Origin of the sequence: Oryzomicrobium sp., assembly GCF_036820405.1 — a bacterium.
Classification (GTDB): domain Bacteria; phylum Pseudomonadota; class Gammaproteobacteria; order Burkholderiales; family Rhodocyclaceae; genus Oryzomicrobium.
Genome location: NZ_DAISLS010000004.1, coordinates 24,963 through 48,385, shown reverse-complemented (window position 1 = coordinate 48,385; position 23,423 = coordinate 24,963). Strand labels below are relative to the sequence as shown.

At 68.2% G+C, this 23,423-nt stretch carries 19 protein-coding genes and 1 pseudogene; 13 read left to right on the top strand and 7 right to left on the bottom strand.

Annotated elements, in window-relative coordinates; genetic code table 11:
* Positions 1 to 7 precede the first annotated feature (7 nt).
* Together V7Z98_RS04465 and V7Z98_RS04460 are read right to left on the bottom strand one after the other, a co-directional pair.
* Positions 8 to 3,883, bottom strand: a complete 3,876-nt coding sequence (locus V7Z98_RS04465; RefSeq protein ID WP_334157141.1) for a DUF3683 domain-containing protein — start codon at positions 3,881 to 3,883, stop codon at positions 8 to 10.
* Positions 3,884 to 4,051: 168 nt separating this feature from the next.
* Complete coding sequence (locus tag V7Z98_RS04460) at positions 4,052 to 4,510, bottom strand: YqaA family protein (protein WP_334157140.1); 459 nt, start codon at positions 4,508 to 4,510, stop codon at positions 4,052 to 4,054.
* 391 nt (positions 4,511 to 4,901) lie between these two features.
* Here V7Z98_RS04460 and V7Z98_RS04455 point away from each other — a divergent pair, with 391 nt between their 5' ends.
* From V7Z98_RS04455 to ilvA, 8 genes and pseudogenes are all read left to right on the top strand, one after another.
* Positions 4,902 to 5,378 (top strand): GNAT family N-acetyltransferase, encoded by a 477-nt coding sequence (locus tag V7Z98_RS04455; protein WP_334157139.1) that lies wholly within the window; start codon positions 4,902 to 4,904, stop codon positions 5,376 to 5,378.
* Positions 5,375 to 5,671 carry a DUF6916 family protein gene (locus tag V7Z98_RS04450; RefSeq protein ID WP_334157138.1) on the top strand — a complete coding sequence of 99 codons (297 nt, stop codon included), beginning with the start codon at positions 5,375 to 5,377 and terminating at the stop codon, positions 5,669 to 5,671. Before V7Z98_RS04455 ends, V7Z98_RS04450 begins: the two co-directional genes overlap by 4 nt.
* Before the next feature lie 20 nt (positions 5,672 to 5,691).
* Complete coding sequence (locus V7Z98_RS04445) at positions 5,692 to 6,204, top strand: phage tail protein (RefSeq protein ID WP_334157137.1); 513 nt, start codon at positions 5,692 to 5,694, stop codon at positions 6,202 to 6,204.
* A 14-nt stretch (positions 6,205 to 6,218) separates the two neighbouring features.
* Complete coding sequence (locus V7Z98_RS04440; RefSeq protein ID WP_334157136.1) at positions 6,219 to 6,728, top strand: phage tail protein; 510 nt, start codon at positions 6,219 to 6,221, stop codon at positions 6,726 to 6,728.
* Between the two features lie 17 nt (positions 6,729 to 6,745).
* The gene (locus V7Z98_RS04435; RefSeq protein WP_334157135.1) at positions 6,746 to 7,285 is read left to right on the top strand and encodes a phage tail protein; all 540 of its coding nucleotides are present in this window, start codon (positions 6,746 to 6,748) and stop codon (positions 7,283 to 7,285) included.
* Positions 7,246 to 8,382: pseudogene (locus tag V7Z98_RS17845) on the top strand (putative Ig domain-containing protein); the annotation flags it as partial. The gene V7Z98_RS04435 and the pseudogene V7Z98_RS17845, both read left to right, overlap by 40 nt.
* Before the next feature lie 36 nt (positions 8,383 to 8,418).
* On the top strand, positions 8,419 to 11,880 hold the full coding sequence (locus V7Z98_RS04430; protein WP_334157134.1) for an Ig-like domain-containing protein: 3,462 nt from the start codon (positions 8,419 to 8,421) through the stop codon (positions 11,878 to 11,880).
* A 168-nt stretch (positions 11,881 to 12,048) separates the two neighbouring features.
* Entirely contained in the window at positions 12,049 to 13,569 is a 1,521-nt protein-coding gene (gene ilvA / locus V7Z98_RS04425; RefSeq protein ID WP_293261189.1) for a threonine ammonia-lyase, biosynthetic, read from the top strand.
* Positions 13,570 to 13,752: 183 nt separating this feature from the next.
* On the opposite strand, the gene V7Z98_RS04420 is transcribed toward ilvA, so the two are convergent.
* Positions 13,753 to 14,421: a 5-formyltetrahydrofolate cyclo-ligase gene (locus V7Z98_RS04420; RefSeq protein WP_334157133.1), complete on the bottom strand. Its 669-nt coding sequence runs from the start codon at positions 14,419 to 14,421 to the stop codon at positions 13,753 to 13,755.
* A 114-nt stretch (positions 14,422 to 14,535) separates the two neighbouring features.
* Here V7Z98_RS04420 and V7Z98_RS04415 point away from each other — a divergent pair, with 114 nt between their 5' ends.
* From V7Z98_RS04415 to V7Z98_RS04405, 3 genes are all read left to right on the top strand, one after another.
* Positions 14,536 to 16,569: a lytic transglycosylase domain-containing protein gene (locus V7Z98_RS04415; protein ID WP_334157132.1), complete on the top strand. Its 2,034-nt coding sequence runs from the start codon at positions 14,536 to 14,538 to the stop codon at positions 16,567 to 16,569.
* Positions 16,570 to 16,694: 125 nt separating this feature from the next.
* Positions 16,695 to 17,654 carry a complex I NDUFA9 subunit family protein gene (locus tag V7Z98_RS04410; RefSeq protein ID WP_334157131.1) on the top strand — a complete coding sequence of 320 codons (960 nt, stop codon included), beginning with the start codon at positions 16,695 to 16,697 and terminating at the stop codon, positions 17,652 to 17,654.
* Positions 17,655 to 17,940: 286 nt separating this feature from the next.
* The gene (locus V7Z98_RS04405; protein WP_334157130.1) at positions 17,941 to 19,182 is read left to right on the top strand and encodes a multifunctional CCA addition/repair protein; all 1,242 of its coding nucleotides are present in this window, start codon (positions 17,941 to 17,943) and stop codon (positions 19,180 to 19,182) included.
* Between the two features lie 532 nt (positions 19,183 to 19,714).
* On the opposite strand, the gene V7Z98_RS04400 is transcribed toward V7Z98_RS04405, so the two are convergent.
* Together V7Z98_RS04400 and V7Z98_RS04395 are read right to left on the bottom strand one after the other, a co-directional pair.
* Positions 19,715 to 20,200 carry a DUF4124 domain-containing protein gene (locus V7Z98_RS04400; protein ID WP_293261204.1) on the bottom strand — a complete coding sequence of 162 codons (486 nt, stop codon included), beginning with the start codon at positions 20,198 to 20,200 and terminating at the stop codon, positions 19,715 to 19,717.
* Between the two features lie 36 nt (positions 20,201 to 20,236).
* Positions 20,237 to 20,434 (bottom strand): DUF2905 domain-containing protein, encoded by a 198-nt coding sequence (locus V7Z98_RS04395; protein WP_293261207.1) that lies wholly within the window; start codon positions 20,432 to 20,434, stop codon positions 20,237 to 20,239.
* A gap of 110 nt (positions 20,435 to 20,544) precedes the next feature.
* Between V7Z98_RS04395 and V7Z98_RS04390 the strand changes: the two genes are divergently transcribed.
* Positions 20,545 to 21,351, top strand: a complete 807-nt coding sequence (locus V7Z98_RS04390; RefSeq protein WP_334157129.1) for an alpha/beta hydrolase — start codon at positions 20,545 to 20,547, stop codon at positions 21,349 to 21,351.
* A gap of 3 nt (positions 21,352 to 21,354) precedes the next feature.
* Here the strand turns inward: V7Z98_RS04390 and V7Z98_RS04385 are convergent, their stop codons facing one another.
* Entirely contained in the window at positions 21,355 to 21,555 is a 201-nt protein-coding gene (locus V7Z98_RS04385; protein WP_293261213.1) for a putative motility protein, read from the bottom strand.
* A gap of 146 nt (positions 21,556 to 21,701) precedes the next feature.
* Here V7Z98_RS04385 and V7Z98_RS04380 point away from each other — a divergent pair, with 146 nt between their 5' ends.
* A complete protein-coding gene (locus V7Z98_RS04380; RefSeq protein WP_293261216.1) occupies positions 21,702 to 22,031 on the top strand; it encodes a hypothetical protein in 330 nt (109 codons plus the stop codon).
* Between the two features lie 112 nt (positions 22,032 to 22,143).
* On the opposite strand, the gene V7Z98_RS04375 is transcribed toward V7Z98_RS04380, so the two are convergent.
* Positions 22,144 to 23,298, bottom strand: coding sequence for a class I SAM-dependent methyltransferase (locus tag V7Z98_RS04375; protein WP_334157128.1), 1,155 nt, complete (start codon positions 23,296 to 23,298; stop codon positions 22,144 to 22,146).
* Positions 23,299 to 23,423 lie beyond the last annotated feature (125 nt).

Genomic DNA, 23,423 nt, shown 5'->3' with positions numbered 1-23,423 from the left:
CGGCGTCTTACAGCAGCACCCGCTCGATGCCGCCCTGGTTGGCCTTCTGCACGTAGTCGGCCATCCAGTTGTCGCCCAGGGCGGACTTGGCCATTTCGACCACGATGTAGTCGGCCTCCAGGTTGGCGTCGTCCCGGTAACGGGAGAGGCCCTGCAGGCAGGACGGGCAGGAGGTGAGGATCTTCACCTTGGCGGCGGCATCGTCGCCGCGCAGGGCGGCGGCGCCCTTCTCGATTTCTTCCTGCTTGCGGAAGCGCACCTGGGTGGACACGTCCGGGCGGGACACCGCCAGGGTGCCGGATTCGCCGCAGCAGCGGTCGTTGAGGGGCACCGGGGCGCCCATCAGCGATTCGAGCACCTTGGCCGAGGCGTGGGTCTTCATCGGCGTGTGGCAGGGCTCGTGGTACATGTACTTCACCCCGCTCAGTCCCTCGGCCTTGACGCCCTTTTCCATCAGGTACTCGTGGATGTCGAGCAGGCGGCAGCCGGGGAAGATCTTCTCGAACTCGTACTTCTGCAGCTGATCCATGCAGGTGCCGCAGGAGACGATCACCGTCTTGATGTCCAGGTAGTTGAGGGTGTTGGCCACCCGGTGGAACAATACCCGGTTGTCGGTGGTGATCTTCTGGCCCTTGTCCTCCTCGCCGGCGGCGGTCTGCGGGTAGCCGCAGCACAGGTAGCCCGGGGGCAGCACGGTGGTGGCGCCGACCTCGTAGAGCATGGCCTGGGTGGCCAGGCCCACTTGGGAGAACAGGCGCTCCGAGCCGCAGCCGGGGAAGTAGAACACCGCGTCGGACTCCTCGGTGGTCTTCTTCGGGTTGCGGATCACCGGGATCACCGCATCGTCCTCGATGTCGAGCAGCGCCCGGGAGGTGCGCTTGGGCAGGTTGCCCGGCATCGGCTTGTTGATGAAGTGGATCACCTGGGCCTTGATCGGCGCGGTGCCCAGGGTGGCGGGCGGATGCTTGACCTGCTCCTGGATCAGCCCCAGGGACTTGGCCACCTTGTGGGCCAGGTTCTGGGCCTTGTAGCCGATGTCCATCATGCCGACGCGCATCGCCTTGATGGTGGCCGGGTCCTTGATGGTGAGGAAGGCCATGGCCAGGGCCTTGCCCGGGTCGGTGCGCTTCTTGCCCTGCTTGCGCAGGAAGTTGCGCATCGCCACCGACACGTCGCCGAAGTCGATGTCCACCGGGCAGGGCTTCACGCAGCGGTGGCAGATGGTGCAGTGGTCGGCCACGTCGTTGAATTCGTCGAAGTGGGCCAGGGACACGCCGCGCCGGGTCTGTTCCTCGTAGAGGAAGGCTTCGATCAGCAGGCCGGTGCCGAGGATCTTGTTGCGCGGCGAGTAGAGCAGGTTGGCCCGGGGCACGTGGGTCGAGCACACCGGCTTGCACTTACCGCAGCGCAGGCAGTCCTTGATCATGTTGGCCACGCCGCCGATCTCGGACTTCTCCATGATCAGCGACTCGTGGCCGATCAGGTTGAACGACGGGGTGTAGGCGTTCACCAGGTTGCCGCCGGGCAACAGCTTGCCCTTGTTGAAGCGGCCTTCCGGGTCCACCTTGGCCTTGTAGTCGCGGAACGGCTGCATCTCCGCGTCGGTCAGGTAGTCGAGCTTGGTGATGCCGATGCCGTGCTCGCCGGAGATCACTCCGCCCAGGCTGCGGGCCAGGGCCATGATGCGGTCCACCGCCGCGTTGGCGGTCTGCAGCATGGCGTAGTGGTCCGAGTTCACCGGGATGTTGGTGTGCACGTTGCCGTCGCCGGCGTGCATGTGCAGGGCGACGAAGACCCGGCCGCGCAGCACGGCCTTCTGGGCCTCTTCCATCTTTTCCAGGGTCGGCCGGTAGACGTTGCCGTCGAAGATGGTTTCCAGGGGGCGCTTCAGCTCCTTCTTCCACGACACCCGCACCGAATAGTCCTGCAAGCGGTGGAACAGGGTCGGGTTGGCCGCCCGGTTGGTCAGCTCGCCGGCATTGATGCCGAATTCGGCGAAGCGGGCCTCGGCCTCGGCCAGGGGCAGGTCCAGGTTGGCCAGCAGCCATTCCCAGCGGGCGCGCACCTGGGCTACGTGCTCCAGGGCCGCCTCGCGCCGGTCGCCGATCAGCACGTCCTTGTCCAGGGCCGAATCGCCGGCATTGACCGGCAGGTCGCCTTGCAGGAACTCGGTCAGGGCGTCGCACAGCTCCAGCTTGTTCTGGATCGACAGTTCGATGTTGATGCGCTCGATGCCGTCGCAGTAGTCACCCATGCGCGGCAGGGGGATCACCACGTCCTCGTTCACCTTGAAGGCGTTGGTGTGCTTGGAGATGGCGGCGGTGCGCGAACGGTCGAGCCAGAACTTCTTGCGCAGCTCGGGCGAGACGGCGATGAAGCCCTCGGCGCCGCGCAGGTTGCACATCTTCACCACTTCCGAGGCGGCGGCCATCACCGCGGCCTCGTCGTGGCCCACCAGGTCGCCGATCAGCACCATCTTCGGCCGGCCGTGGCGCTTGGCCTTGGTGGCGTAGCCCACCGCCTTCACGTAGCGCTCGTCCAAGTGCTCCAGGCCGGCCAGCAGCACGCCGGATTGGGCACCGGCGCCGCCCGGCTTGAAGTAGTCGGTGATCTCGACGATGGAGGGCACGGCTTCGCGCACCTGGCCGAAGAATTCCAGGCAGACGGTGCGGGTCACCGGCGGCATCTTGTGCAGCACCCAACGGGCGGCGACGATGATGCCGTCGGTGCCTTCCTTTTGCACCCCGGGCAGGCCGGACAGGAACTTGTCGGTGACGTCCTTGCCCAGGCCGACCTTGCGGAACTTCTGGCCGGGGATCTCGAGCAACTCCTCGCCCAGCAGGGTCTTGCCTTCCGCGTCGAAGCGACGCAGGCGGAAGGTGGCCAGCTCCTGGTCGTGGATCTTCGACATGTTGTGGTTGAGCCGCTCCACCTCCAGCCAGTTGCCGTCGGGGGTGACCATCTTCCACCAGGCCAGGTTGTCGAGGGCGGTGCCCCACAGCACGGCCTTCTTGCCGCCGGCGTTCATGGCGATGTTGCCGCCGATGCAGGAGGCATCCGCCGAGGTCGGATCGCAGGCGAACACCAGGTCCGCATCCTCGGCCCGTTCCATGACGCGGCGGGTGACCACGCCGGCGCCGGTGCGCACCGTGGCGACCTTGTGGCCGACGCCCGGCAGTTCCAGGTGCTCCACCGGACCCATGTCGATCAGCTTCTCGGTGTTGATCACCACCGAGTAGGGCGACAGGGGCACGGCGCCGCCGGTGTAGCCGGTGCCGCCGCCCCGGGGAATGATGGTCAGGCCCAGGGCGATGCAGTCGCGCACCAGGGGGCCGATTTCCTCTTCCGTATCGGGATAGAGGACGACGAAGGGGTATTCGACGCGCCAGTCGGTGGCGTCCGTCACGTGGGACACCCGGGCCAGGCCGTCGAAGGCGATGTTGTCGCGGCGGGTGTGGCGGGACAGGGACTTGAGGGCCTTGCGGCGCAGCTCGCCGGTCTTGTCGAACCACTGCTCGAAGCGGTCCACCGCCTCGCCGGCGGCCACCACCAGCTTGCGCACCTTCTCGGAGCGGGCCGGATCTTCGTTCTCGGTGGCGCGGCGGCGCTTTTCCACCTCGCGCAGGCGGTGGCGCAGGGCGTCCACCAGGGCCTTGCTGCGCCCCGGGTTGCCGAGCATGTCGTCCTGCAGATAGGGGTTGCGAGTGACCACCCACACGTCGCCGAGGACTTCGTAGAGCATCCGGGCAGAGCGGCCGGTGACCCGCTCGCTGCGGAGTTCTTCGACGATCTGCCAGTTTTCCTCGCCGAGCAGGCGAATGATGATCTCGCGATCGGAAAACGACGTGTAGTTGTAGGGGATTTCGCGCAGGCGTGCAGTCATGGAGGTGCGTGGCGTTCGCCGCAGTCCTTAAAAACAGGATTTTACAGTATTGCGCTGCGGAAAAACCGCGGCGGCCCCTGCGCCGGAGGCGGCAAAGCCCCTATCCATCATGGGGTTAACCGGGGCGGCGGGCGTTTCGGGGCAAGGGCGTCCGCCCCGCCGCCGCCATCATCCCGCCAGCCAGCCGGCCCCCAGGGCCAGCACCCCGTAGCGGGCGGCCTTGCCGGCGGCCATGTAGAGGGCGCAGGCCGGCCAGGACAGGCGCAGCCAGCCGGCCACCAGGCACAGCCCGTCGCCGATCAGCGGCGCCCAGGCCAGCAGCAGGCTGGCGCTGCCCCAGCGGTGCACCCGCGCCAGCCAGGCCGGCGACAGGGGGCCGTCGCCGCGCTGCAACCGTTCCCAACGCGCCCCGTGGGGCAAGACCCGCCCGGCCGCGTAGGAGGTCATTCCCCCCAGGGTATTGCCCAGGGTCGCCACCAGCAGCGCCGCCGCCAGGGTGTCCGGGTGGGCGTAGGCGAACGCCAGAAAGAACGCTTCGGAACCGATGGGCAGCAAGGTGGCGGCCAGCAGGCTGACCAGAAACAGGCCGCCCAGGCCAACGGCCGGGTCGGAAAGCCATTCGAGCATGGAGGTGGGGCGGGGAAAAGGTGGTGAAAGGCGTGGGCGGCCCAGGGTGCGTCCGCCACGACAGTGGCCGGCATTATGGGCCGATCTGACAACCGGGCCTACCCGCCGCCGGTGCGTTTTGGAGCAGGAAATCGCGCTTCGGCGAACCTGTCATAAAAATAAAACACGGATTTGTGCACCAAAATGGTGATTTTTGGCGTTATTAGCCGGCTTCCTCTGACTTTATATATAGATTCTATGCCTTAGGTTGAATTGCCAGAGGGGGAGTCTTTAGCGATATTGCGCGGGATTTGGTGTTTGACGGCGGCGATTCCGCCGATCGAGCAAGTCTGACCGGTTCCGATTTCCTGAACGGACTTCCATGGCGACACCGTTGCCGCCGCATGTCGAGTTGCGCCCCGTTACTTCCGCCGACCTGGAATTCCTGTTCCAGGTCTATGCCTCGTCGCGCGATGAGGAGCGGGAGCTGGTCGGCTGGGACGAGGCCGCGTGGGAGCGCTTTCTACGCCAGCAATTCGATTTCCAGCATGCCCAGTATCAGCGCAATTACGACCACCCGGCATTCGACCTGATTGTCGTTGACGGCCGGCCGGCCGGCCGGCTGTACGTCAATCGCCAGGCGGGCGACATCCGGGTGGTGGATATCGCCCTGCTGCGCGACTACCGGCGCCTGGGCGTCGGCGGAGGGCTGTTGCAGCGCTTGATCGACGAGGCGGAGCGGGAGCAGGCCGGGATCAGCCTGCACGTGGAGCGGAGCAATCCCATCCTGGCGTACTACCGTCGGCTTGGTTTCCAGGTCGAGGCGGACCGGGGCGTCTACCTGTTCATGATCCGCCCCCCGATGGCCATGGCGACAGGGCAGCCATGAGCGCTCAACACTTTGAGCACTTCCTGCCGCACATCGGCACCGATTTCTTGGTCAGTGATCTGGCCTCGGGGCGGCAACTGCCGTTGCGCCTGGAGTCCGTCGACGACGCCCGCACTGCCGCCAAGGAGGGGTTCTCGCTGTTTTTTACCGGCACAGCGGAGACGCCCCTTCGTCATGACACCTATGCGGTTATCCATCCTGCCCTCGGCCAATTCTTCATCTTTCTCGGCCCAGTGATGGGCAGCGCCCCTGGCGGCGTTCGCTACCAAGCCGTATTCAGCCGCCTGAAATAAAACACCTGCAAGGAGAAACCATGGACGCCTTCATTGGCGAGATCCGGATGTTTGCCGGGGACTACGCCCCCCAGGGATGGGCGTTGTGCGATGGGAGCCGCATTCCCATCGCCGGGAACGAAGCCCTGTTCTATCTGCTAGGCACCACTTATGGCGGGGACGGGGTCGCCAACTTCGCCCTGCCCGACCTGCGCGGGCGGTTGCCCCTTGGCCAAGGGCAGGGGCCTGGCCGTTCCGTCCGCGCGCTTGGTCAGTCGTTCGGCAGCGAAACGGTGAGGTTGAGCCAGTCCGAGTTACCTCAGCACACCCATGTCATCCAGGCGGGCGGTGAAGCCTCGTCCTCTTCCCCATTGGGTGCCATTCCTGGCGCCGGAATCTTCAACCAATTCGCTTCCGCGGTCAGCGCCCCCACTGCCATGTCGGCCGCCGCTGTTTCCCGTGCCGGCAACGACGGCGTCCACAACAACGTCATGGCAAGCACCTGCATCAATTTCATTATTTCCCTGACCGGGATTTTCCCGAGTCAGGGCTGAAGGAGCTCCGTGCTATGGAACCTTTTGTCGGCGAAATCCGCGCCTTTGGTTTTGGAGTGATTCCGCGCGGCTGGGCGCTCTGCGACGGCAGCACCCTACCCATCCAGCAGAACGCAGCCCTGTTTTCCTTATTGGGGACGACCTACGGCGGGGATGGGATCCGCACCTTCCAGCTTCCGGATTTGCGGGGGCGCGTCTGTGTCGGGCAGGGCCGCGAGCAGGATTACCCCATGGGGCGCGCAGCGGGCCAGGAAAGCGTGAGCCTGACGGCGGCCCAGATTCCGCCCCACATCCATCAACTGTCCTGTGTTTCCGTCACCGGCACGAGCAACGATGCCACCGGTGTACTGCCTGCCTCGTCCCCCGCCACGACCCCGGCCTATGCGGCGCTTCCTGCTACCGGGGCCATGGCGGGGGATGCGCTGGCTCCGTCCGGTGCTTCGGCGGCCCACAACAACATGCAGCCATCGCTGGTGGTGAATTACTGCATCGCCCTCACCGGGATTTTCCCGCCTCGATCCTGATCTTCAAGGAGCGCTTTATGGCTGACCCCTTTTACGGCGAGATTCGCCCCTTTGCGTTCAATTTTGCTCCGGTGAACTGGGCGGTCTGCGCGGGGCAACTCGTGCCAATTCCGCAGAACACCACCCTTTTCTCCATCATCGGCAACCGCTTCGGCGGAGATGGACGAACCACGTTCGGGCTTCCCAATCTTCAGGGCCGGACCGTCATGGGCAGCGGCGCAGGGCCGGGTCTGACCCCCCGTAATGTCGGGGATGTGGACGGCGCCATGAGCGAAAGCCTGACCGCCGATGCCATGCCTGCCCATAACCATGCCGTGACGGTGCAAAACGGCAACGGCACCGTCACGTCTCCTGCAGGCCATTACTGGGCGAAAGGCGTGACGGTGGGAAGCCGTCCCGCGCCAGTGAGGACGTATGCCGGCCAAGCGGCCAATGGCGCCATGTCACCGGCACTGATCGGTGTCAGTGGTGAAGGCCAGGCGCATGACAACGCCCAGCCTTACCTCGTGCTGAACCTATGTATCTGCCTAGTTGGAGATTTTCCGGCACGTCCCTGATACCGGGGACCGAGTCGCCGCCTGAATTACCGATCGTTGCTGGAGAACACGTAGTGTCGTCAAGAATGTCGCTTGTCATGCGCCTGCTGCGCATCCTGTTGTTGCTGCTGTCCGTGATGGGAGCCACGTCGGCCGGGGCTGTGGTGCAAACCGGGCCGGTCACGTTTGGTCCGCCCTCGCCTACGCTAGGCTTCCCTTTTGAAGTACTTGATGGCAGCGGGCTGCGGTTCTACAACACGTGGTTTCTAGACAGCGATGCCGGGGCGAACTACATCCCTCCCCATCCAGGGCCGTATGCGACGACAGACTGCGCCGGTACCTGCTACGGTACAAGCGCCAACCCTGCGCGGATCGGCACGATTTCCGGATATGACCATTTCAATATTAGTTCACTGGAAATATCGAGCCCGGGGACTAACAGTTCCGTCACGATCACGGCCTACCTCAATGGCGCGATTGTGGACGGCAAAGTCATTTCGCTGACCAGTGACACCTACAGTTTCAAAACGGTCCAGCTGGATTTCACCAACATCAATGAGCTTCGGTTCGCCGCAGATGGCGATGGTTTTATAAGCATCGACAACCTGATGGTGTCGCCCAATTTTCCAACCCTGGCCATGACGCCTGCCGCTGGAACGCTCACGGCGGGAGCCATGGGGGTTGCCTACAGCCAGACTTTCGCTGCCAGTGGCGGCTCGTCCTATGTGTATTCCATTAGCGCCGGAGCGCTGCCCACTGGCTTGAGCCTCAATACTGCCAATGGCGTCGTTTCGGGCACCCCTAGCTCAAGCGGGACGTTCTCATTCACCGTGACGGCTACCGACGTTACGACCGCGACGATCAGCCAGGTCTATTCCCTGACGATTGCACCTCCCGGGATCAACATAACCCCGGCCACCATACCCGGAGGCACCGTGGCGACGGCCTACAGCCAGTCGTTTTCGGCGAGCGGAGGTACCGGCCCTTATACCTATACAATCATCAGCGGCAGCCTGCCGGCGGGCCTGACCTTGAGTTCCGGCGGTGTACTGTCGGGCACGCCGACAGCGGGCGGAACCTTCACCTTTGCTGTGCGCGCAACCGACAGCAGTGGCGGAACGGGCCCCTATTCCGGGACCAGTTCCAATATTTCGTTGACCATCGCTGCACCGATCCTGGGCTTTTCTCCGGCAACCCTGCCGGCGGCTACGCCGGCCACAGCCTACAGTCAGCAGATCAACGTCAGCGGCGGCACGGCGCCCTACAACAGTTTTGTCGTGGCCAGTGGCAGCCTGCCGCCGGGCTTGACCCTCAACGCGACCGGCCTGGTCAGCGGAACGCCGATCGCGGCGGGAAATTATTCGTTCACCGTCAGTGCCAGCGACAGCAGCACAGGGTCCGGGCCCTACAGCGGAACCAGCGGCACTATTGCTGTGACCGTCAACGCCCCGACCCTGACCCTGTCGCCAACCTCGTTGCCGAACCCGATCCGGAACACGGTCTACACCCAGACGCTCACGGCGGGCGGCGGCGTGGCCCCCTATACGTTCAGTGTGTCCAATGGCAGTCTGCCGCCCGGCTTGAGCCTGGCTACCGGCGGCACCCTGTCCGGGACGCCGACGGCCGAAGGCACCTACAACTTCACCGTCCAAGCAACCGACAGCACCGGCGGCACCGGCGGCACCGGCGCGCCCTTTTCCACCCTCCGTACCTATTCGGTGACGGTCAATCCCCCGCTACCGATAGTCAATGCGGCGAGCGCCACGGTGGCGTACAACAGTTCGGCCAATCCGGTCACCCTCAACATCACCGGCGGCGCCCCGAGCAGCGTGGCGGTGGCGAGCGGGGCCAGCCACGGCACGGCGGTGGCGTCGGGCACCAGCATTACTTACACGCCGAATACCGGGTACTCGGGCAGCGACAGCTTTACCTACACGGCCACCAATGCGACGGGCACGTCGGCGCCGGCGACGGTGACGGTCACGGTCAATCCCCAGGTGCCGACGGCCGGAGCGGTGAGCGCCACAGTGGCCTACGGCAGCGGCGCCAACCCGATCACGCTCAACATCGGCGGCGGTATGCCGACCAGCGTGGCGGTGGCGAGCGGGGCCAGCCACGGCATGGCGGTGGCGTCGGGCACCAGCATCACTTACACGCCGAATGCCGGGTATTCGGGCAGCGACAGCTTTACCTACACGGCGAGCAACGCCGGAGGCACGTCGGCGCCGGCGACGGTGACGATCACGGTCAATCCCCAGGTACCGGTAGCCGGCGCGGTAAGCGCCACGGTGGCCTACGGCAGCTCGGCCAATGCCATCACGCTCAACATTGGCGGCGGCGCACCGTCCAGCGTGGCGGTGGTGGCGGGGGCCAGCCACGGCACGGCCACCGCGTCGGGGACCAGCATTACTTACACGCCGAATGCCGGCTATTCGGGCAGCGACAGCTTCACGTACACGGCGACCAACGCTGGCGGCACGTCGGCGCCGGCGACGGTAACGATCACGGTGACGCCCCAGGTGCCGGTGGCCGGGGCGGTGAGCGTTGCGGTGGCCTACAACAGCTCGGCCAATCCGATTACCCTCAACCTCGCAGGCGGCGGTGCGCCGACCAGCGTGGCGGTGGTGGCGGGGGCCAGCCACGGCACGGCAACCGCGTCGGGGACCAGCATCACCTACACCCCCACCGCCGGCTACGTCGGCAGCGACAGCTTCACGTACACGGCGACCAACGCCGGCGGTACGTCGGCGCCGGCGACGGTCACAGTCACGGTCAATCCCCAGGTGCCGGTGGCGGGGGCGGTGAGCGCCACGGTGGCCTTTGGCAGCAGCGCCAATCCGGTTACGCTCAGCATCAGCGGCGGTGTGCCGACCAGCGTAGCGGTGGCCACCCCGGCCCAGCACGGCACGGCCACGGCGTCGGGGACCAGCATCACCTACACCCCCGCCGCCGGCTACTCGGGCAACGACAGCTTCACCTACACGGCGAGCAACGCCGGGGGCACGTCGGCCCCGGCGACGGTGACGATCACGGTCAATCCCCAAGCCCCGGTGGCCGGGGCGGTCAACGTCACCGTGCAGATCAACAGCGCCAACAACCCGATTCCCCTCAATCTGACGGGGGGGGCGGCCAACAGCGTGGCGGTGACCACCGCGCCGGTGCACGGCACCGTGGCGGTGAATGGGGCGGCGATCACCTACAGTCCGAATGCCGGCTTCAAGGGCACGGATTCCTTCGTCTATACCGCGACCAACACCACGGCCACCTCGGCTCCGGCGACGGTGACGATCCAGGTCATGGGCCGTCCGGACCCGACCCAGGACGCCACGGTGACGGGCCTGGTGGGCAGCCAGGTGGAAACCGCCCGGCGCTTCAGCCAGGCCCAGATCGGCAACTTCCAGTCCCGCCTGGAAAGCCTGCATGGCCGCCTGCGCCGGCAAGATGGGGCCGCAGCGCCGTTGGCCGGTGGGAACCTGCCGGGGCAGGGGCCGACCACCGACGGGCCGGGTTCCCAGAATCCGCAACCGCCGGCCCAGGAGCCGCAGCAGCGTCAACGGCGCGGTAACGCGCTGGCGTCCGCCCAGCCGGGCAGCCCGGTGCCGACCATGATCGGCACGGGCAGCGTGGCCGGGGTCAATTCCGGCAATGGTGTACTGTCCGGGAGTATGGGCGGCGGGGCCCAGCCCCAGGCCGGGGGCGGTGGATTCGATCCCTTCTCGCTGATTTCCGGCGGGCGCCTGTCCGCCCAGGGCTTGCCCTCCCTGAACATCGGCAGCAAGTCCAACGATGCCTTCGGCAGCGGCATCGACGTGTGGAGTGCCGGGGTGATCAACATCGGCCGTCAGGAGGATGCGGGCATGACCTTCACCACCTCGGGCATTTCCTTCGGCGCCGACCGCCGCTTCGGCGACAAGCTGGTCCTGGGCGTCGGCGCCGGCTTCGGCCGGGATTGGACCAAGCTTCAGGAAGGCGGGCGCAACAGCGGCAACGACTACTCCTTCTCGCTGTACGGCAGCTACCAGCCCATGCCCGGCACCTTCATCGACGCCATCGTCGGCGTCGGCCACCTGGAGATGGAATCGCGCCGCTACTCGGCGCCGGCCGGCGCCTTCGCTACTGCCAAGCGCAGCGGCACCCAGTGGTTCGCCTCGGTCAGCGGCGCCTACGAGTTCCGCACCGACCAGTTCCTGCTGTCCCCCTACGGGCGGCTTGACCTGGCCGAGACGCGGCTCGACGCCACCAGCGAGAGCGGGGCCGGGTTCTACAACCTGACCTACTTCTCCCAGACGGTGAACACCACCAAGCTGTCCTGGGGCCTGCGCGGCGAAACCGTGATTGCCCTGGAGTCGGCGCGCATCCGGCCCAATTTCCGCACCGAGTACCAGCACGACTTCGAGGACCCCGGCGTGGCCCGGGTCGCTTATGCGGACGACCTGGGGGGCGCGATCTACCAGATCGCGCCGACCCGGATCAACCGCAACGCCCTGGTGTTCGGCCTGGGCAGCGACGTCGACTTCAAGCGATCCTGGTCCCTGGGCGCCCGCTACCAGTACAGCAACAGCATGGGTTCCATGACCATGCACAGCTTCAGCCTCAGTATCCGCAACTCGTTCTGACCCATCCGGTTCGCCACGGCGGACCAGCGGGGCGGGGCCGGCAGGCTCCCGCCCCGTTTTTTTGGGGCCGGCGGCGGATATGCCGCTCGGGACGCTCCGCGCATGGACTGAGCCCCGACCCGGGGGGTACACTGGGTCGCTTTACGCCTTCGGCAGCCCCCTCTTCCCATGCCGCACGATTACCTTACCAAGGTGCTAAACGCCCAGGTCTACGACGCCGCCGTCGAGACCCCCCTGGATTTCGCCACCAACCTGTCGGCTCGCCTCGGCAACCGCTTCCTGCTCAAGCGCGAGGACATGCAGCCGGTGTTCTCGTTCAAGCTGCGCGGGGCCTACAACAAGATCGCCCACCTGTCGCCGGCCCAGCTCAAGCGCGGCGTGATCTGCGCCTCCGCCGGCAACCACGCCCAGGGCGTGGCCCTGTCGGCGGCCAAGATCGGCTGCCGGGCGGTGATCGTCATGCCCACCACCACGCCCCAGATCAAGGTCCAGGCGGTGGCGGCCCGGGGCGGCGAGGTGGTGCTGGCCGGCGAGTCCTTCGACGAGGCCTACGCCCACGCGGTGGAGCTGGAAAAGGCCGAGAAGCTGACCTTCGTCCATCCCTTCGACGATCCGGACGTGATCGCCGGCCAGGGCACCATCGGCATGGAGATCCTGCGCCAGCATTCGCGCCACGACGGACCGATCCACGCCATCTTCTGCGCCATCGGCGGCGGCGGCCTGGCCGCCGGGGTGGCCGCCTACGTGAAGCGGGTGCGTCCGGACATCAAGATCATCGGCGTGGAAACCTTCGACGCCGACGCCATGGCCCGTTCGCTCAAGGCCGGGCGGCGGGTGCGTCTCGACCAGGTGGGCCTGTTCGCCGACGGCACGGCGGTCAAGTTCGTCGGCGAGGAAACCTTCCGCCTGTGCCAGGAATACCTGGACGAGGTGGTGCTGGTGGACACCGACGCCATCTGCGCCGCCATCAAGGACGTGTTCGAGGACACCCGCTCGATCCTCGAACCCTCCGGCGCCCTGGCCCTGGCCGGCGCCAAGGAATACGCCAAGCGCCACAAGCTCAAGGGCCAGACCCTGGTGGCGGTGGCCTCCGGCGCCAACACCAACTTCGACCGCCTGCGCTTCGTCGCCGAGCGGGCCGAGGTGGGCGAGCAGCGCGAGGCGGTGCTGGCGGTGACCCTGCCGGAGAAGCCCGGCAGCTACAAGAAGTTCGTCTCCCTGATCGGCTCGCGCAACATCACCGAGTTCAACTACCGCTACAACGACAAGTCCGAGGCCCACGTCTTCGTCGGCCTGCAAGTGGGCAACCGGGCCGAGTCCCTGAAGCTGGTGGAGCAGTTGCAGAAGCACGGCTACCCGACCCTGGACCTGACCGACGACGAGATGGCCAAGATGCACATCCGCCACCTGGTCGGCGGCCACGCGCCCAACGTGCGGAACGAGATCCTCTACCGCTTCGAATTCCCCGAGCGGCCCGGCGCCCTGATGAACTTCCTCAACAAGATGAGCGCCGGCTGGAACATCAGCCTGTTCCACTACCGCAACCACGGCGCCGACTACGGCCGGGTGCTGGTGGGCATGCAGGTGCCGCCGGAGGACATGGGCGACTTCAACCGCTTCCTCGATCAGCTCGGCTACCTGTACTGGAACGAGAGCGACAACCCGGCCTACAAGCTGTTCCTCGGCTGAGGCCGGCGGAGGCGCTGCGCGCCGGGGGGCGCTGTCCCCCGGCGCCCTGTAACACCGAACGAACACCGCGGCGGCGAGAAGCTGCACGCCGCAACCCCAAGCGGGGCGCGGCTTTCCGATATGGCTGTCTGGAGAACGAGGCGGGGCGGGGCTTCTGTCCGATGCCTGAGTAAACCGACCGGCTCAGTCGAATTCGACGAAGCCCGATTCGGTCACCAGCCCCATCAGGGGCGCGTCGTGGGGTTCCGGGTGGATGGTGTCCACCCGCTGGAAGTCAAAGCCCACTCCCAGGGTCACCACCGGGTGGCCGACAGCCGCCAGCCTGGCCAGGGTGCGGTCGAAGAAGCCGCCGCCGTAGCCGAGGCGAAAGCCCGCCCCATCCACCGCGTTGACCGGGATCAGCAGCACGTCGGGCAGCACCAGGTCGCCTTCGCTCGGCGTGGGAATGCCGTAGCGGTCCGGCGCCAGCGGCGTGGCCGGGGTCCACGGGCGGAAGGCCAGGGGCTCGCCGGGGGCCACCACCACCGGCAGGCAGGCGTGGCCGCCCTGGGCCAGCCAGGTGCGGATCGCCGGGCGCAGGTCCGGCTCGTTCTGCACCGGCCAGCAAAACCCGATGGTCTTGGCTCGCCCGTCGGGGAAGAAGGCGAAGAAGTCGGCGGAAAAGCGCGCCGTCAGGTGGGCGCACACGGCGGCGCTGCGCTGCGCCGCATCGGTGGGGGGCAGGGCCTCGCGCCGGGCGATCATGTCCTGGCGCAGCCGCTTGCGCGCCGCCGTCCGCTGCGCAGCATCCCGGGCGGCCCCGGCAATCCCGTCGGCCGGCGCTGTCATCCTGGGGGCATCCCCTGCGTTCACCGTGTTATCCTCAAACCGTCCCACTCGTCCCCAGCCTCCCATTCGTCCGTAGCGGCCCTACCGGCCTGCCAGGTGCGAAAGCCGGGACGTCCGCAATTTGCCGCAGCCTATCACATGCCGTCTCGCCGCCTGCTCCGCCGCGCCACCCGCTTCGCGCCCCTGGTCGCCGCCGCCCGCTTGTCCTTCGTCCTGGCCCTGGCGCCCCTGACCTGCAACACCGCCCTGGCCCAGAGCGACGACGATCGTCTGCTCGCCGCCAAGGATGCCGCCCGCCTCGGCGACCGGGCCAAGCTCACCGCCCTGGCGTCCGATCTCCAGGGCAGCGAACTGGGGGCCTACCCGACCTACTGGCTCCTTTCCGCCACCCTGAAACGCCCCGGCGACGTCGACGACAACGCCATCCGCGCCTTTCTGACCCGGGAAGACGGCACCTACCTGGCCGACAAGCTGCGCGGCGAGTGGCTCAAGCAGCTGGGCCGCTACGGCCGCTGGAGCGTCTTCGACGCCGAATACCCGAAGCTGGTCCAGGGCGACCCCGAACTCAACTGCTACGCCCTGCAATCCCGCCTGGCCCGGGGCGACGCCGCCGCCCTGGACGACGCCCGGGCCCTGTGGCTGACCCAGCTGGAAGTGCCCGAGGGCTGCCAGCCGGTGCTCAATGCCCTAGTCACCCAGGGCAAGGTCGGCACCACCGACGTCTGGGCCAGGGTGCGCCGCCAGGTGGAAACCGGCAAGCAGGGGGCGGCACGGGCCACCCTCCAGTACCTGCCCGAGGGCCAGACCCCCTCGGCCAAGCTGTTCGACCTGGTGCTCGACAAGCCCCTGCCCTACCTGATCAAGCAACCCGCCGGCAGCCTGGACGGCCGCACCAGCCGCGAACTGGCGGTGCTCGCCCTGGCCCGCATCGCCAAGAACGACCCGGCCATGGCTGCCGAGCAGCTGGATCGCCTGGGCGCCCGCCTCACCCCCGAGGACCGGGCCTACGCCTGGGCCTACGCCGGCTGGCAGGCCGCCTTCCGCCTGATGCCCGAGGCCCTGGGCTACTACCGCAAGGCCGACGCGGCCCTGGGCAAGCCCCTGGCCGCCCCCCTGGTGTCCGACGACGCCCTGGCCTTCCGCACCCGGGCCGCCCTGCGCGCCCAGGACTGGGGTGAGGTACTGCGCAGCATCGAGGCCATGGCGCCCGCCCAGGCCGCCCAGCCGGAATGGGTGTACTGGCTCGGCCGGGCCAAGAAGGCCGGCGGCCAGCTGGAGGCGGCCAACGCCCTGTTCGCCCGGTTGTCCGGCCAGCCCCACTTTTACGGCACCCTGGCCGACGAAGAGATGGGGCGCAGCATCACCGTGCCGCCCAAGGCCCGCCCCGCCAGCCCCGAAGAGCTGGCCAAGGCCGGCGCCAACCCCGCCTTCCGCCGCGCCCTGGCCTTGAACCGCCTGGGCCTGCGCACCGAGGCCGTGCGCGAATGGAACTGGGGCACCCGGGGCCTTTCCGACCGGGACCTGCTCGCCGCCGCCGAGGTGGCGCGCCGCGCCGAGTTCTACGACCGGGCCATCTATTCCGCGGAAAAGACCCGGGGCGAGCACGACTTCTCCCTGCGCTACCTGGCTCCCTACGCCGACCAGGTGCGCCCTGCCGCCCGCTCGGCCCAGGTGGACGAAGCCTGGGTGTACGGCCTGATGCGCCAGGAATCGCGCTTCGTCACCGGCGCCCGCTCGTCGGTGGGCGCCTCCGGCCTGATGCAGCTGATGCCCGCCACCGCCCGCTGGGTGGCCAAGAAGATCGGCTTGGCCGACTACCACCCGGGCCGGGTCACCGACACCGAGGTGAACCTGATGCTCGGCACCTCCTACCTGCGTCTGGTCAAGGAAAGCCTGGACAACCACCCGGTGCTGGCCTCCGCCGCCTACAACGCCGGCCCCGGCCGGGCGCGCAAGTGGAAGGATGTGAAGCCCCTGGAAGGGGCGGTGTACGCCGAGACCATCCCCTTCTCCGAGACCCGCGACTACGTCAAGAAAGTGATGAACAACGCGGTCTACTACGGCGCCCTGTTCGACGGTACCCCGCCGTCGCTGAAGCGCCTGCTGGGCACCGTGGCGCCCCGGGGCGGGGCCGATGCGAGCCTGCTGGAGAAGGGCGAGGAACTGCCATAAACGGGGCAGAAACCGGAGGGAAGGGCGAAAACGCCGCGTTTTGGCGTAAAATGCCGGCGTAAAGCAAAAGCACGCTTCCCGGACGGCGCGGCCGTCCCCCTTCCTAAAACGACGGTTTTGCACCCATGGCGATGAACAAGATCCTGGTAATCGGCGGTAGCGGTTTCGTTGGCACCCACCTGGCCAACCAGCTCGTGGAACGGAACATCTCGGTGGTGGTGCCCACCCGCCGCCGCGAGCGCACCAAGCAGCTGATCCTGCTGCCCGCCGTGGACATGATCCAGGCCGACGTCTTCGACGAAGCCGCCCTGGTGCGCCTGATGGACGGCGTGGACGCGGTGGTGAACCTGGTCGGCGTGCTGCACAGCGACCCGGCCCTGCCCTACGGCCCGGCCTTCAAGCGCGCCCACGTGGACCTGCCGCAGATCATCGTTTCCGCCTGCAAGAAGGCCGGCGTGCGCCGCCTGGTGCACATGAGCGCCCTCAAGGCTGCCGCCGACGCCCCTTCCGAATACCTGCGCTCCAAGGCCGCCGGCGAAGCCATCGTCCTGGCTGCCCAGGGCGAGCTGGACGTGACCGTGTTCCGCCCCTCGGTGATCTTCGGCCGCGGCGACGCCTTCCTCAACATGTTCGCCCGTCTGCTCAAGTCCTTCCCGGTGATGCCCCTGGGCGGCACCAGCGCCCGCTTCCAGCCGGTGTGGGTCGAGGACGTGGCCCGGGCCTTCATCGCCAGCCTGGAAGACGAATCCACCTTCGGCCGCGCCTACGACCTGGCCGGCCCCCGGGTCTACAGCCTGCGCCAGATCGTCGAGTACGTGGGCCAGCTCACCGGTCACCGCCGCCCGGTGATCGCCTTGTCCGACGGCTGGGCCTACCTGCAGGCCGGCCTGATGACCCTGCTGCCCAAGCCGCCCCTGTCCCCGGACAACCTGCGCTCCATGGAGATCGACAGCGTGCTGGCCGGCGACAGCGTCGCCCCGGCCGGCTGGAACCCGGAATACCTGGAAGCGGTGGCCCCCACCTATCTGGGCCGCCACCAGCCCAAGCTGCGCCTGGACGTGTTCCGCGCCCACGCCGGTCGCTGACCGCACCGCGCCAGCCGGCGCTTTCCAGGAGACCCCCGCGGTCGCCCGCTGCAAGGCCCTCGACCGAGGGCCTTGCGTCTTTTGGCCGTTGGCATCGACCCGGCGGCAGCCAGCGGCGCTTCGTTCGGCGCAGGTCGGTCCTGTGCGGGACGCTGCCCGAACCCGCCCGTGGGGGCTGGCGTATCGGTGCCTGCTACCGGGCGAGCGGCCTTCGTTGCAGTGTGTTCTCCCGCGCCCCGGTTTGCCGGGGCTTTCCTCCACCTGAGCGAACCCAGCCTTCCTGCCCATGAAAACCTACATCGTCGGCGGCGCCGTGCGCGACCGGCTCCTCGGCCGACCGGTCAACGACCGGGACTACGTGGTGGTCGGCGCCTCCCCCGAGGCCATGGTGGCCCAGGGCTACCTGCCCGTGGGGCGGGATTTTCCCGTCTTTCTCCATCCCAAAAGCAAGGAGGAGTATGCGCTCGCTCGCACCGAGCGCAAGACGGGGCGCGGCTATCACGGTTTTGCCTTTTACGCGGCGGAAGACGTCACCCTGGAAGAGGACCTGGCCCGGCGCGACCTGACCATCAACGCCATGGCCGAGGAAGTGGGCGGCGACGGCACGGTGGTGGACCCCTACGGCGGCCGGGCCGACCTGGCCGCCAAGGTGCTGCGCCACGTCGGCCCGGCCTTTGCCGAGGACCCGGTGCGTATCCTGCGCCTGGCCCGCTTCGCCGCCCGCTTCGCCGATTTCACCGTGGCGCCGGAAACCTTGGCCCTGATGCGCGGCATGGTGGACGACGGCGAGGCCGACCACCTGGTGCCCGAGCGGGTCTGGCAGGAGGTTTCCCGCGGATTGATGGAGCCGGCGCCGTCGCGCCTGATCCAGGTGCTGCGCGAGTGCGGCGCCCTGGCCCGGCTGGCGCCGGAGATCGACGCCCTGTTCGGCGTGCCCCAGCGCCACGAATTCCACCCGGAAGGGGACGTGGCCGCCCACCTGCTGCTGGTGCTCGACCGGGCCGCGGCCCGGGGCGAGCCCCTGCCGGTGCGCTTTGCCGCCCTGTGCCACGACCTGGGCAAGGGCACCACCCCGGCCGAGTACCTGCCCCGCCACCACGGCCACGAAGAGCGCGGCGTGCCCCTGGTGGAGGCCCTGGCCGCCCGCTGGAAGGTGCCGACCGACTGCCGCGATCTGGCCCGCCTGTGCACCCGCTACCACGGCACCATCCACCGGGCCGCCGGGCGTGACGAGCACCTCACCCCGTCCACCTACGTCAAGGTGCTGGAGCATTGCGACGCCTTCCGCCGCCCGGAGCGCTTCGCCCAGCTCCTCGCCGCCTGCGCCTGCGACGCCCAGGGGCGCCTCGGCCATGGTGACGACCCCTATCCGGCAGCGGCGCTGTGGGAGCGGGCCCGGGCCGCGGCGGCGGCGGTGGACGGCGGCGCCATCGCCCGGCAGTGCCAGGAAGCGGGCAAGCCGGCGACCATCCCCGAGCGGCTGCACCAGGCCCGGGTGCGGGCGGTGGCCGAGGCGTTGTCCGGCTAAGGGGTAGAGGGGCTGGACGGGCGTGCGCCTGTAACCCGGCGCCCCTGGCCGATTTTCCGATAAAGGATGTGAGGAACGGTCGACGCTGCAGCGTTGCACGGCCATGCGCGGGAACGCCAAGCGGGGTGCGTCTTTCCACAGGGGGCGCTGCGGGGTCGTGAGGCTGGCCGATCCGCCCGGGCTGGACCGGCTAGCCGTTGGTATCGGGCAGGCAATAGGGACGACGGAGCGGCTAGGCGGCGCCGAATGTATTAATAAAATTCATCTATCCAGCTTGGCGGAAAGCAAAGGTCCGCGCCAGTATTGGTTTTTGGCGCTCCGCCTGTTGGGAAACATGAAGAAAATTAATAGATCGAAAGTGCTCCCCGGACGCCCCGGGCACCCGTTGGCGATGGCGCCGCCAGGCATGTCGGGACATGCCGGTGCCCGCGACGGGCGAAGACGCTGAACGGGAGGGATGAGCAGGAGAGGGAGGGTCGGGGCGGTACGGCCGTAGCCGCATACCCACGGCGCCGGCCGCAGCCGGCGGCCCTTACTCCAGGGACCGGGTCTGGGAGCGCAGGGCTTCCACCTTGCGCTCGGCCCGCTGCACGTCGGCCTTGAGCTGTTCCTGGCGCTGGAAGTAGCTCTCGCGCAGGCGCGAGGTGCCGCCCACGTTGCCGACCCGCTCGCCGGGCAGGGGCTCCTCGCCGTCCTTCTGCCGTTGCCGGGCGGCCTCCAGGTTCTGTTCCGCCGCCTTGAGGGCATCGTAGGAGGCGTCGAAGCGCTCCTGGCGCGCATCGCCCTGGGCGGCTTCCGCCTTTTCCTGTTGCAGGCGGCGCTGGGCCTCGGCGCTCTGCTCGGGGGTCACCGTGTCCGCCGGAGCGATGCTTTCCACCTTGCGGGCGCCGGCAGGTACCGAGTCGCCGAAGACGACGCGGCCGTCCGGGGTCACGTAGCGGTACATCTGGGCGCTCGCCGGAACGGCGGCCAGGGCCAGGATGGCGGGGAGGAGGCAGAGCAGGGGGGCGCGGGTCATGGCGGTTGGAGTCTCAGGGCCGTTGCCGGTTCCGGCCTACAGCAGGCGCAGTACCAGGCCCAGCAGGGCCGACAAGAGCAACGTGGTGGTAAAGGGAAAATGGTAGGCTCGACCGCGGAAGGCCACACGCACATCGCCCGGCAGCCGGCCCAGGGGCAGACGCCGGGCCATGGCCGGATGCAGCACGCCGATGACGATGACCGCCAGGCCCAATGCAATAATCCACTTCAGCATGACAAAAAACCCAAAACCGAAGCCGCCATTTAACCATGCCCTCCCGGCCGGCGGCCCCGCCGCCTTGCCGATGCGCCGGGGCGGTTTCCCTCCGCTCTCCTGATCCGACCATGACCCCAAAACTGGAAATCATCACCCGCCTGCCGCCCGCAGGCGTGGCGCGCAAGCCCGTGCCCCTGCTGTTCGTCCATGGCGCCTTCATCGGCGCCTGGTGCTGGGACGAGTACTTCCTAGCCTGGTTCGCCGCCCGGGGCTACGTGACCCAAGCCGTGTCCCTGCGCGGCCACGGCCAGAGCGAGGGGCACGACCACCTGGACTGGTGGAGCATCGGCGACTACGTGCGCGACGTGCGCTTCGTCGCCGCCGGCATGGAGCGGCCGCCGGTGCTGATCGGCCATTCCATGGGCGGTTTCGTCGTGCAGAAGTGCCTGGAATACGCCAAGGACGAACCCTGGCCGGCGGCGGCCCTGCTGGCCGCGGTGCCGCCCCACGGGCTGGCGGCCAGCACCATGCACCTGGCCCTGGCCCGGCCCGACCTGTTCGGCGAGATCAACCGCTACATGGCCGGCCACGCGGCCCATCCTGACCTGCTGGCCGACGTGCTGTTCGCCCACCCGATGGATGAGGCGCGGCTGGAGCGCTACTACGGACTGATGCAGGGGGAATCGTCCCGGGCGCTGTGGGACATGAGCCTGTTCGACCTGCCGCGGCTGTACGCGATGCGGGTGCCGCCCCTGCTGGTGATGGGGGCGGAGGCGGACCGGCTGATTCCGGCCGCCCAGGTGCGGGCCACGGCGGGGGCCTACGGGGTGCCGGCCCACGTCTTCCCCGACATGGGCCACGGCATGATGCTGGAACGGGACTGGCTCCAGGTGGCCGAGCACCTGGCCGCCTGGCTGGAGAGCCTGGAGCTGTGAGCCTCAGGCGGTGGTGTTGACGTTCTGGCCCAGGTGGTCCGGCAGATTGGCGGACTGAACGGGCTGGGGCAGGGCGGCGATCAGGGCCATGGCGCCCTGCTGCTCGATCTGCATAGCCTTCTTGAGCACGCTCAACTGGACCTGGTTGGTCTGGTTGAGGGTGGTCATGGCCGTGGCGGTGGCGGCAATGCTGGTGACGTCCATCGGACTCTCCCGATTCATCGGCCCCGGAGGGCGGCAAGCAAACAACAGACAACAACGTACGGCAACAACTTTATCATAGTCGATCCCGCCCGTGCCGGCCGGGGGCACGAGCCCCGCCGGCACGCACATGCCTACAAGGACACGCCATGATCGATGCCCTGCGCTACGGCCAAGATGCCGACGCCGTTTCCCTGGAAATCACCCGCCGCCTGATCGCTCTCGGGGCCGACTGGGGCAACCCCGCCCAGATGCGTGCCCTGGCCGAAGAGATGCTCGACGAGACCGCCCTGCACCGCATCCGCGAGCAGGCCGCCGGCGGCGACCATCTGGCCCAGGCCAAGCTCGACCTGTTCGGCCTGTCCGGGATCATGCTGATGACCATGGAGCACAGCGCCGACCAGGGCATCCTGGCCCACGGCAACGACGCCTGGAAGGCGTTCGCCCGGGCCCTCTGGCAGGCCAAGGACGGGGCCTGAGACGAAATTCGGAGCCTGGCCGGCCCGTACGCGGCGGCCCGAATCCGGACAATATCCGGGCGAAGACGCCGCCGAATGACCCTCCGCCGCCCGGGCGGGGAGAGCCGAAGGCTTACAGCGCCGCCAGCCGGTCGTGGCGGGCGAAGCCGACCAGGGGTTCGGCCAGGCCCTTGCCGCAGGCCAGCACCTTGAACAGTTCCCCCATTTCCGCCGGCGAGGTCAGCTTGTGCACCGCGCCGGTGGCGCGCAGCCGGGCGTTCTCGTCGGGCAGGGCGGCCAGGGCGTCGAGCAGCCCGCAGTTGTAGAGGAAGGCCGCCTGGCCGGTGTAGCCGAGCACGTCCAGGCCGCCGGTAAAGGCCGCTTCGGCCATGGCGGTGAAATCCACGTGGGCGGTGATGTCCTGCAAGCCGGGCAAAAAGAACGGGTCCGGGTGGGCGTGGTGCCGGTAGTGGCACATCAGGGTGCCGGCGCGGCGGTCCGGGTGGTAGTACTCCCGGCCGGGAAAACCGTAGTCGAACAGCAGCACCAGGCCGGCCTCCAGGCGCCGGCCCCATTCGCCCATCCAGGCTTCCGCCGCCAGGTTGATTTCCGACAGGTAGCCCGGCGCGATGCCGTAGTCCCCGGCCAGCCGTGCCGCGCCGGCGGCCAGCGCCCCGGCGGCGGGCCGGTCGGCGAAGGCGAAGCGGCCGTCCTCTGCCAGGGCCACGCCCCGTTCCTGGGGCCCGGTATCGCTCCAGCGCACCAGTTGCACCGGCATGGCGTCGAGCACCTCGTTGCCCAGCACCACGCCGCGCCAGCGTTCCGGCAGCCGGTCGAGCCAGTGCACCCGGGGCAGCAGGTGGGGGGCAGCGGCGGCGATGGTGTCGCGCTGGCGGGCGGCCAGCTCGCCGGAGACTTCCAGGATGGCGTAGGTGTCCGGCAGTGCACCCCGGGCTTCCAGGGCGAGCAGCAGGTCGGCGGCCAGCCGGCCGCTGCCGCCGCCGGCTTCCAGCACCTGGGGCGCGCTGCCGGCCATGCCCTGGGCCACCTGGACGGCGACAGCCTGGGCGAACAGGGGCGTCAGTTCCGGCGCGGTGACGAAATCCCCGGCCGCGCCGAACTTGTGGGCGCCGCCGGCGTAGTAGCCGAGCCGGGGGGCGTAGAGCGCCAGTTCCATGAAGCGGGCGAAGGACAGCCAGCCTCCGGCCTCGCGGATCGCCGCACGGAGCTGGTCGCTCAGGGCGTCGCTGGCGGCTTGGGCGTCGGGGGAGGGCAGGGGCAGGGCCATGGCAGGGATCGCTGGGGAAGTGGGACCGCGGAGGAGGGACGGAGAGGCGAAGGGAAGCGAAGTGTGAAATATTTCCTGGTGTGTGAAATTTTTCACGCCTTCCGGCGCTCGGGAAAAGGCCGGAA

Bases quoted from the DNA above. Each gene is read 5' to 3' on its own strand.
- V7Z98_RS04465 (WP_334157141.1), bottom strand. From the start codon at position 3,883: ATGACTGCACGCCTGCGCGAAATCCCCTACAACTACACGTCGTTTTCC.
- V7Z98_RS04460 (WP_334157140.1), bottom strand. From the start codon at position 4,510: ATGCTCGAATGGCTTTCCGACCCGGCCGTTGGCCTGGGCGGCCTGTTT.
- V7Z98_RS04450 (WP_334157138.1), top strand. From the start codon at position 5,375: ATGAGCGCTCAACACTTTGAGCACTTCCTGCCGCACATCGGCACCGAT.
- V7Z98_RS04445 (WP_334157137.1), top strand. From the start codon at position 5,692: ATGGACGCCTTCATTGGCGAGATCCGGATGTTTGCCGGGGACTACGCC.
- V7Z98_RS04440 (WP_334157136.1), top strand. From the start codon at position 6,219: ATGGAACCTTTTGTCGGCGAAATCCGCGCCTTTGGTTTTGGAGTGATT.
- V7Z98_RS04435 (WP_334157135.1), top strand. From the start codon at position 6,746: ATGGCTGACCCCTTTTACGGCGAGATTCGCCCCTTTGCGTTCAATTTT.
- ilvA (WP_293261189.1), top strand. From the start codon at position 12,049: ATGCCGCACGATTACCTTACCAAGGTGCTAAACGCCCAGGTCTACGAC.
- V7Z98_RS04415 (WP_334157132.1), top strand. From the start codon at position 14,536: ATGCCGTCTCGCCGCCTGCTCCGCCGCGCCACCCGCTTCGCGCCCCTG.
- V7Z98_RS04410 (WP_334157131.1), top strand. From the start codon at position 16,695: ATGGCGATGAACAAGATCCTGGTAATCGGCGGTAGCGGTTTCGTTGGC.
- V7Z98_RS04405 (WP_334157130.1), top strand. From the start codon at position 17,941: ATGAAAACCTACATCGTCGGCGGCGCCGTGCGCGACCGGCTCCTCGGC.
- V7Z98_RS04400 (WP_293261204.1), bottom strand. From the start codon at position 20,200: ATGACCCGCGCCCCCCTGCTCTGCCTCCTCCCCGCCATCCTGGCCCTG.
- V7Z98_RS04395 (WP_293261207.1), bottom strand. From the start codon at position 20,434: ATGCTGAAGTGGATTATTGCATTGGGCCTGGCGGTCATCGTCATCGGC.
- V7Z98_RS04390 (WP_334157129.1), top strand. From the start codon at position 20,545: ATGACCCCAAAACTGGAAATCATCACCCGCCTGCCGCCCGCAGGCGTG.
- V7Z98_RS04385 (WP_293261213.1), bottom strand. From the start codon at position 21,555: ATGGACGTCACCAGCATTGCCGCCACCGCCACGGCCATGACCACCCTC.
- V7Z98_RS04380 (WP_293261216.1), top strand. From the start codon at position 21,702: ATGATCGATGCCCTGCGCTACGGCCAAGATGCCGACGCCGTTTCCCTG.
- V7Z98_RS04375 (WP_334157128.1), bottom strand. From the start codon at position 23,298: ATGGCCCTGCCCCTGCCCTCCCCCGACGCCCAAGCCGCCAGCGACGCC.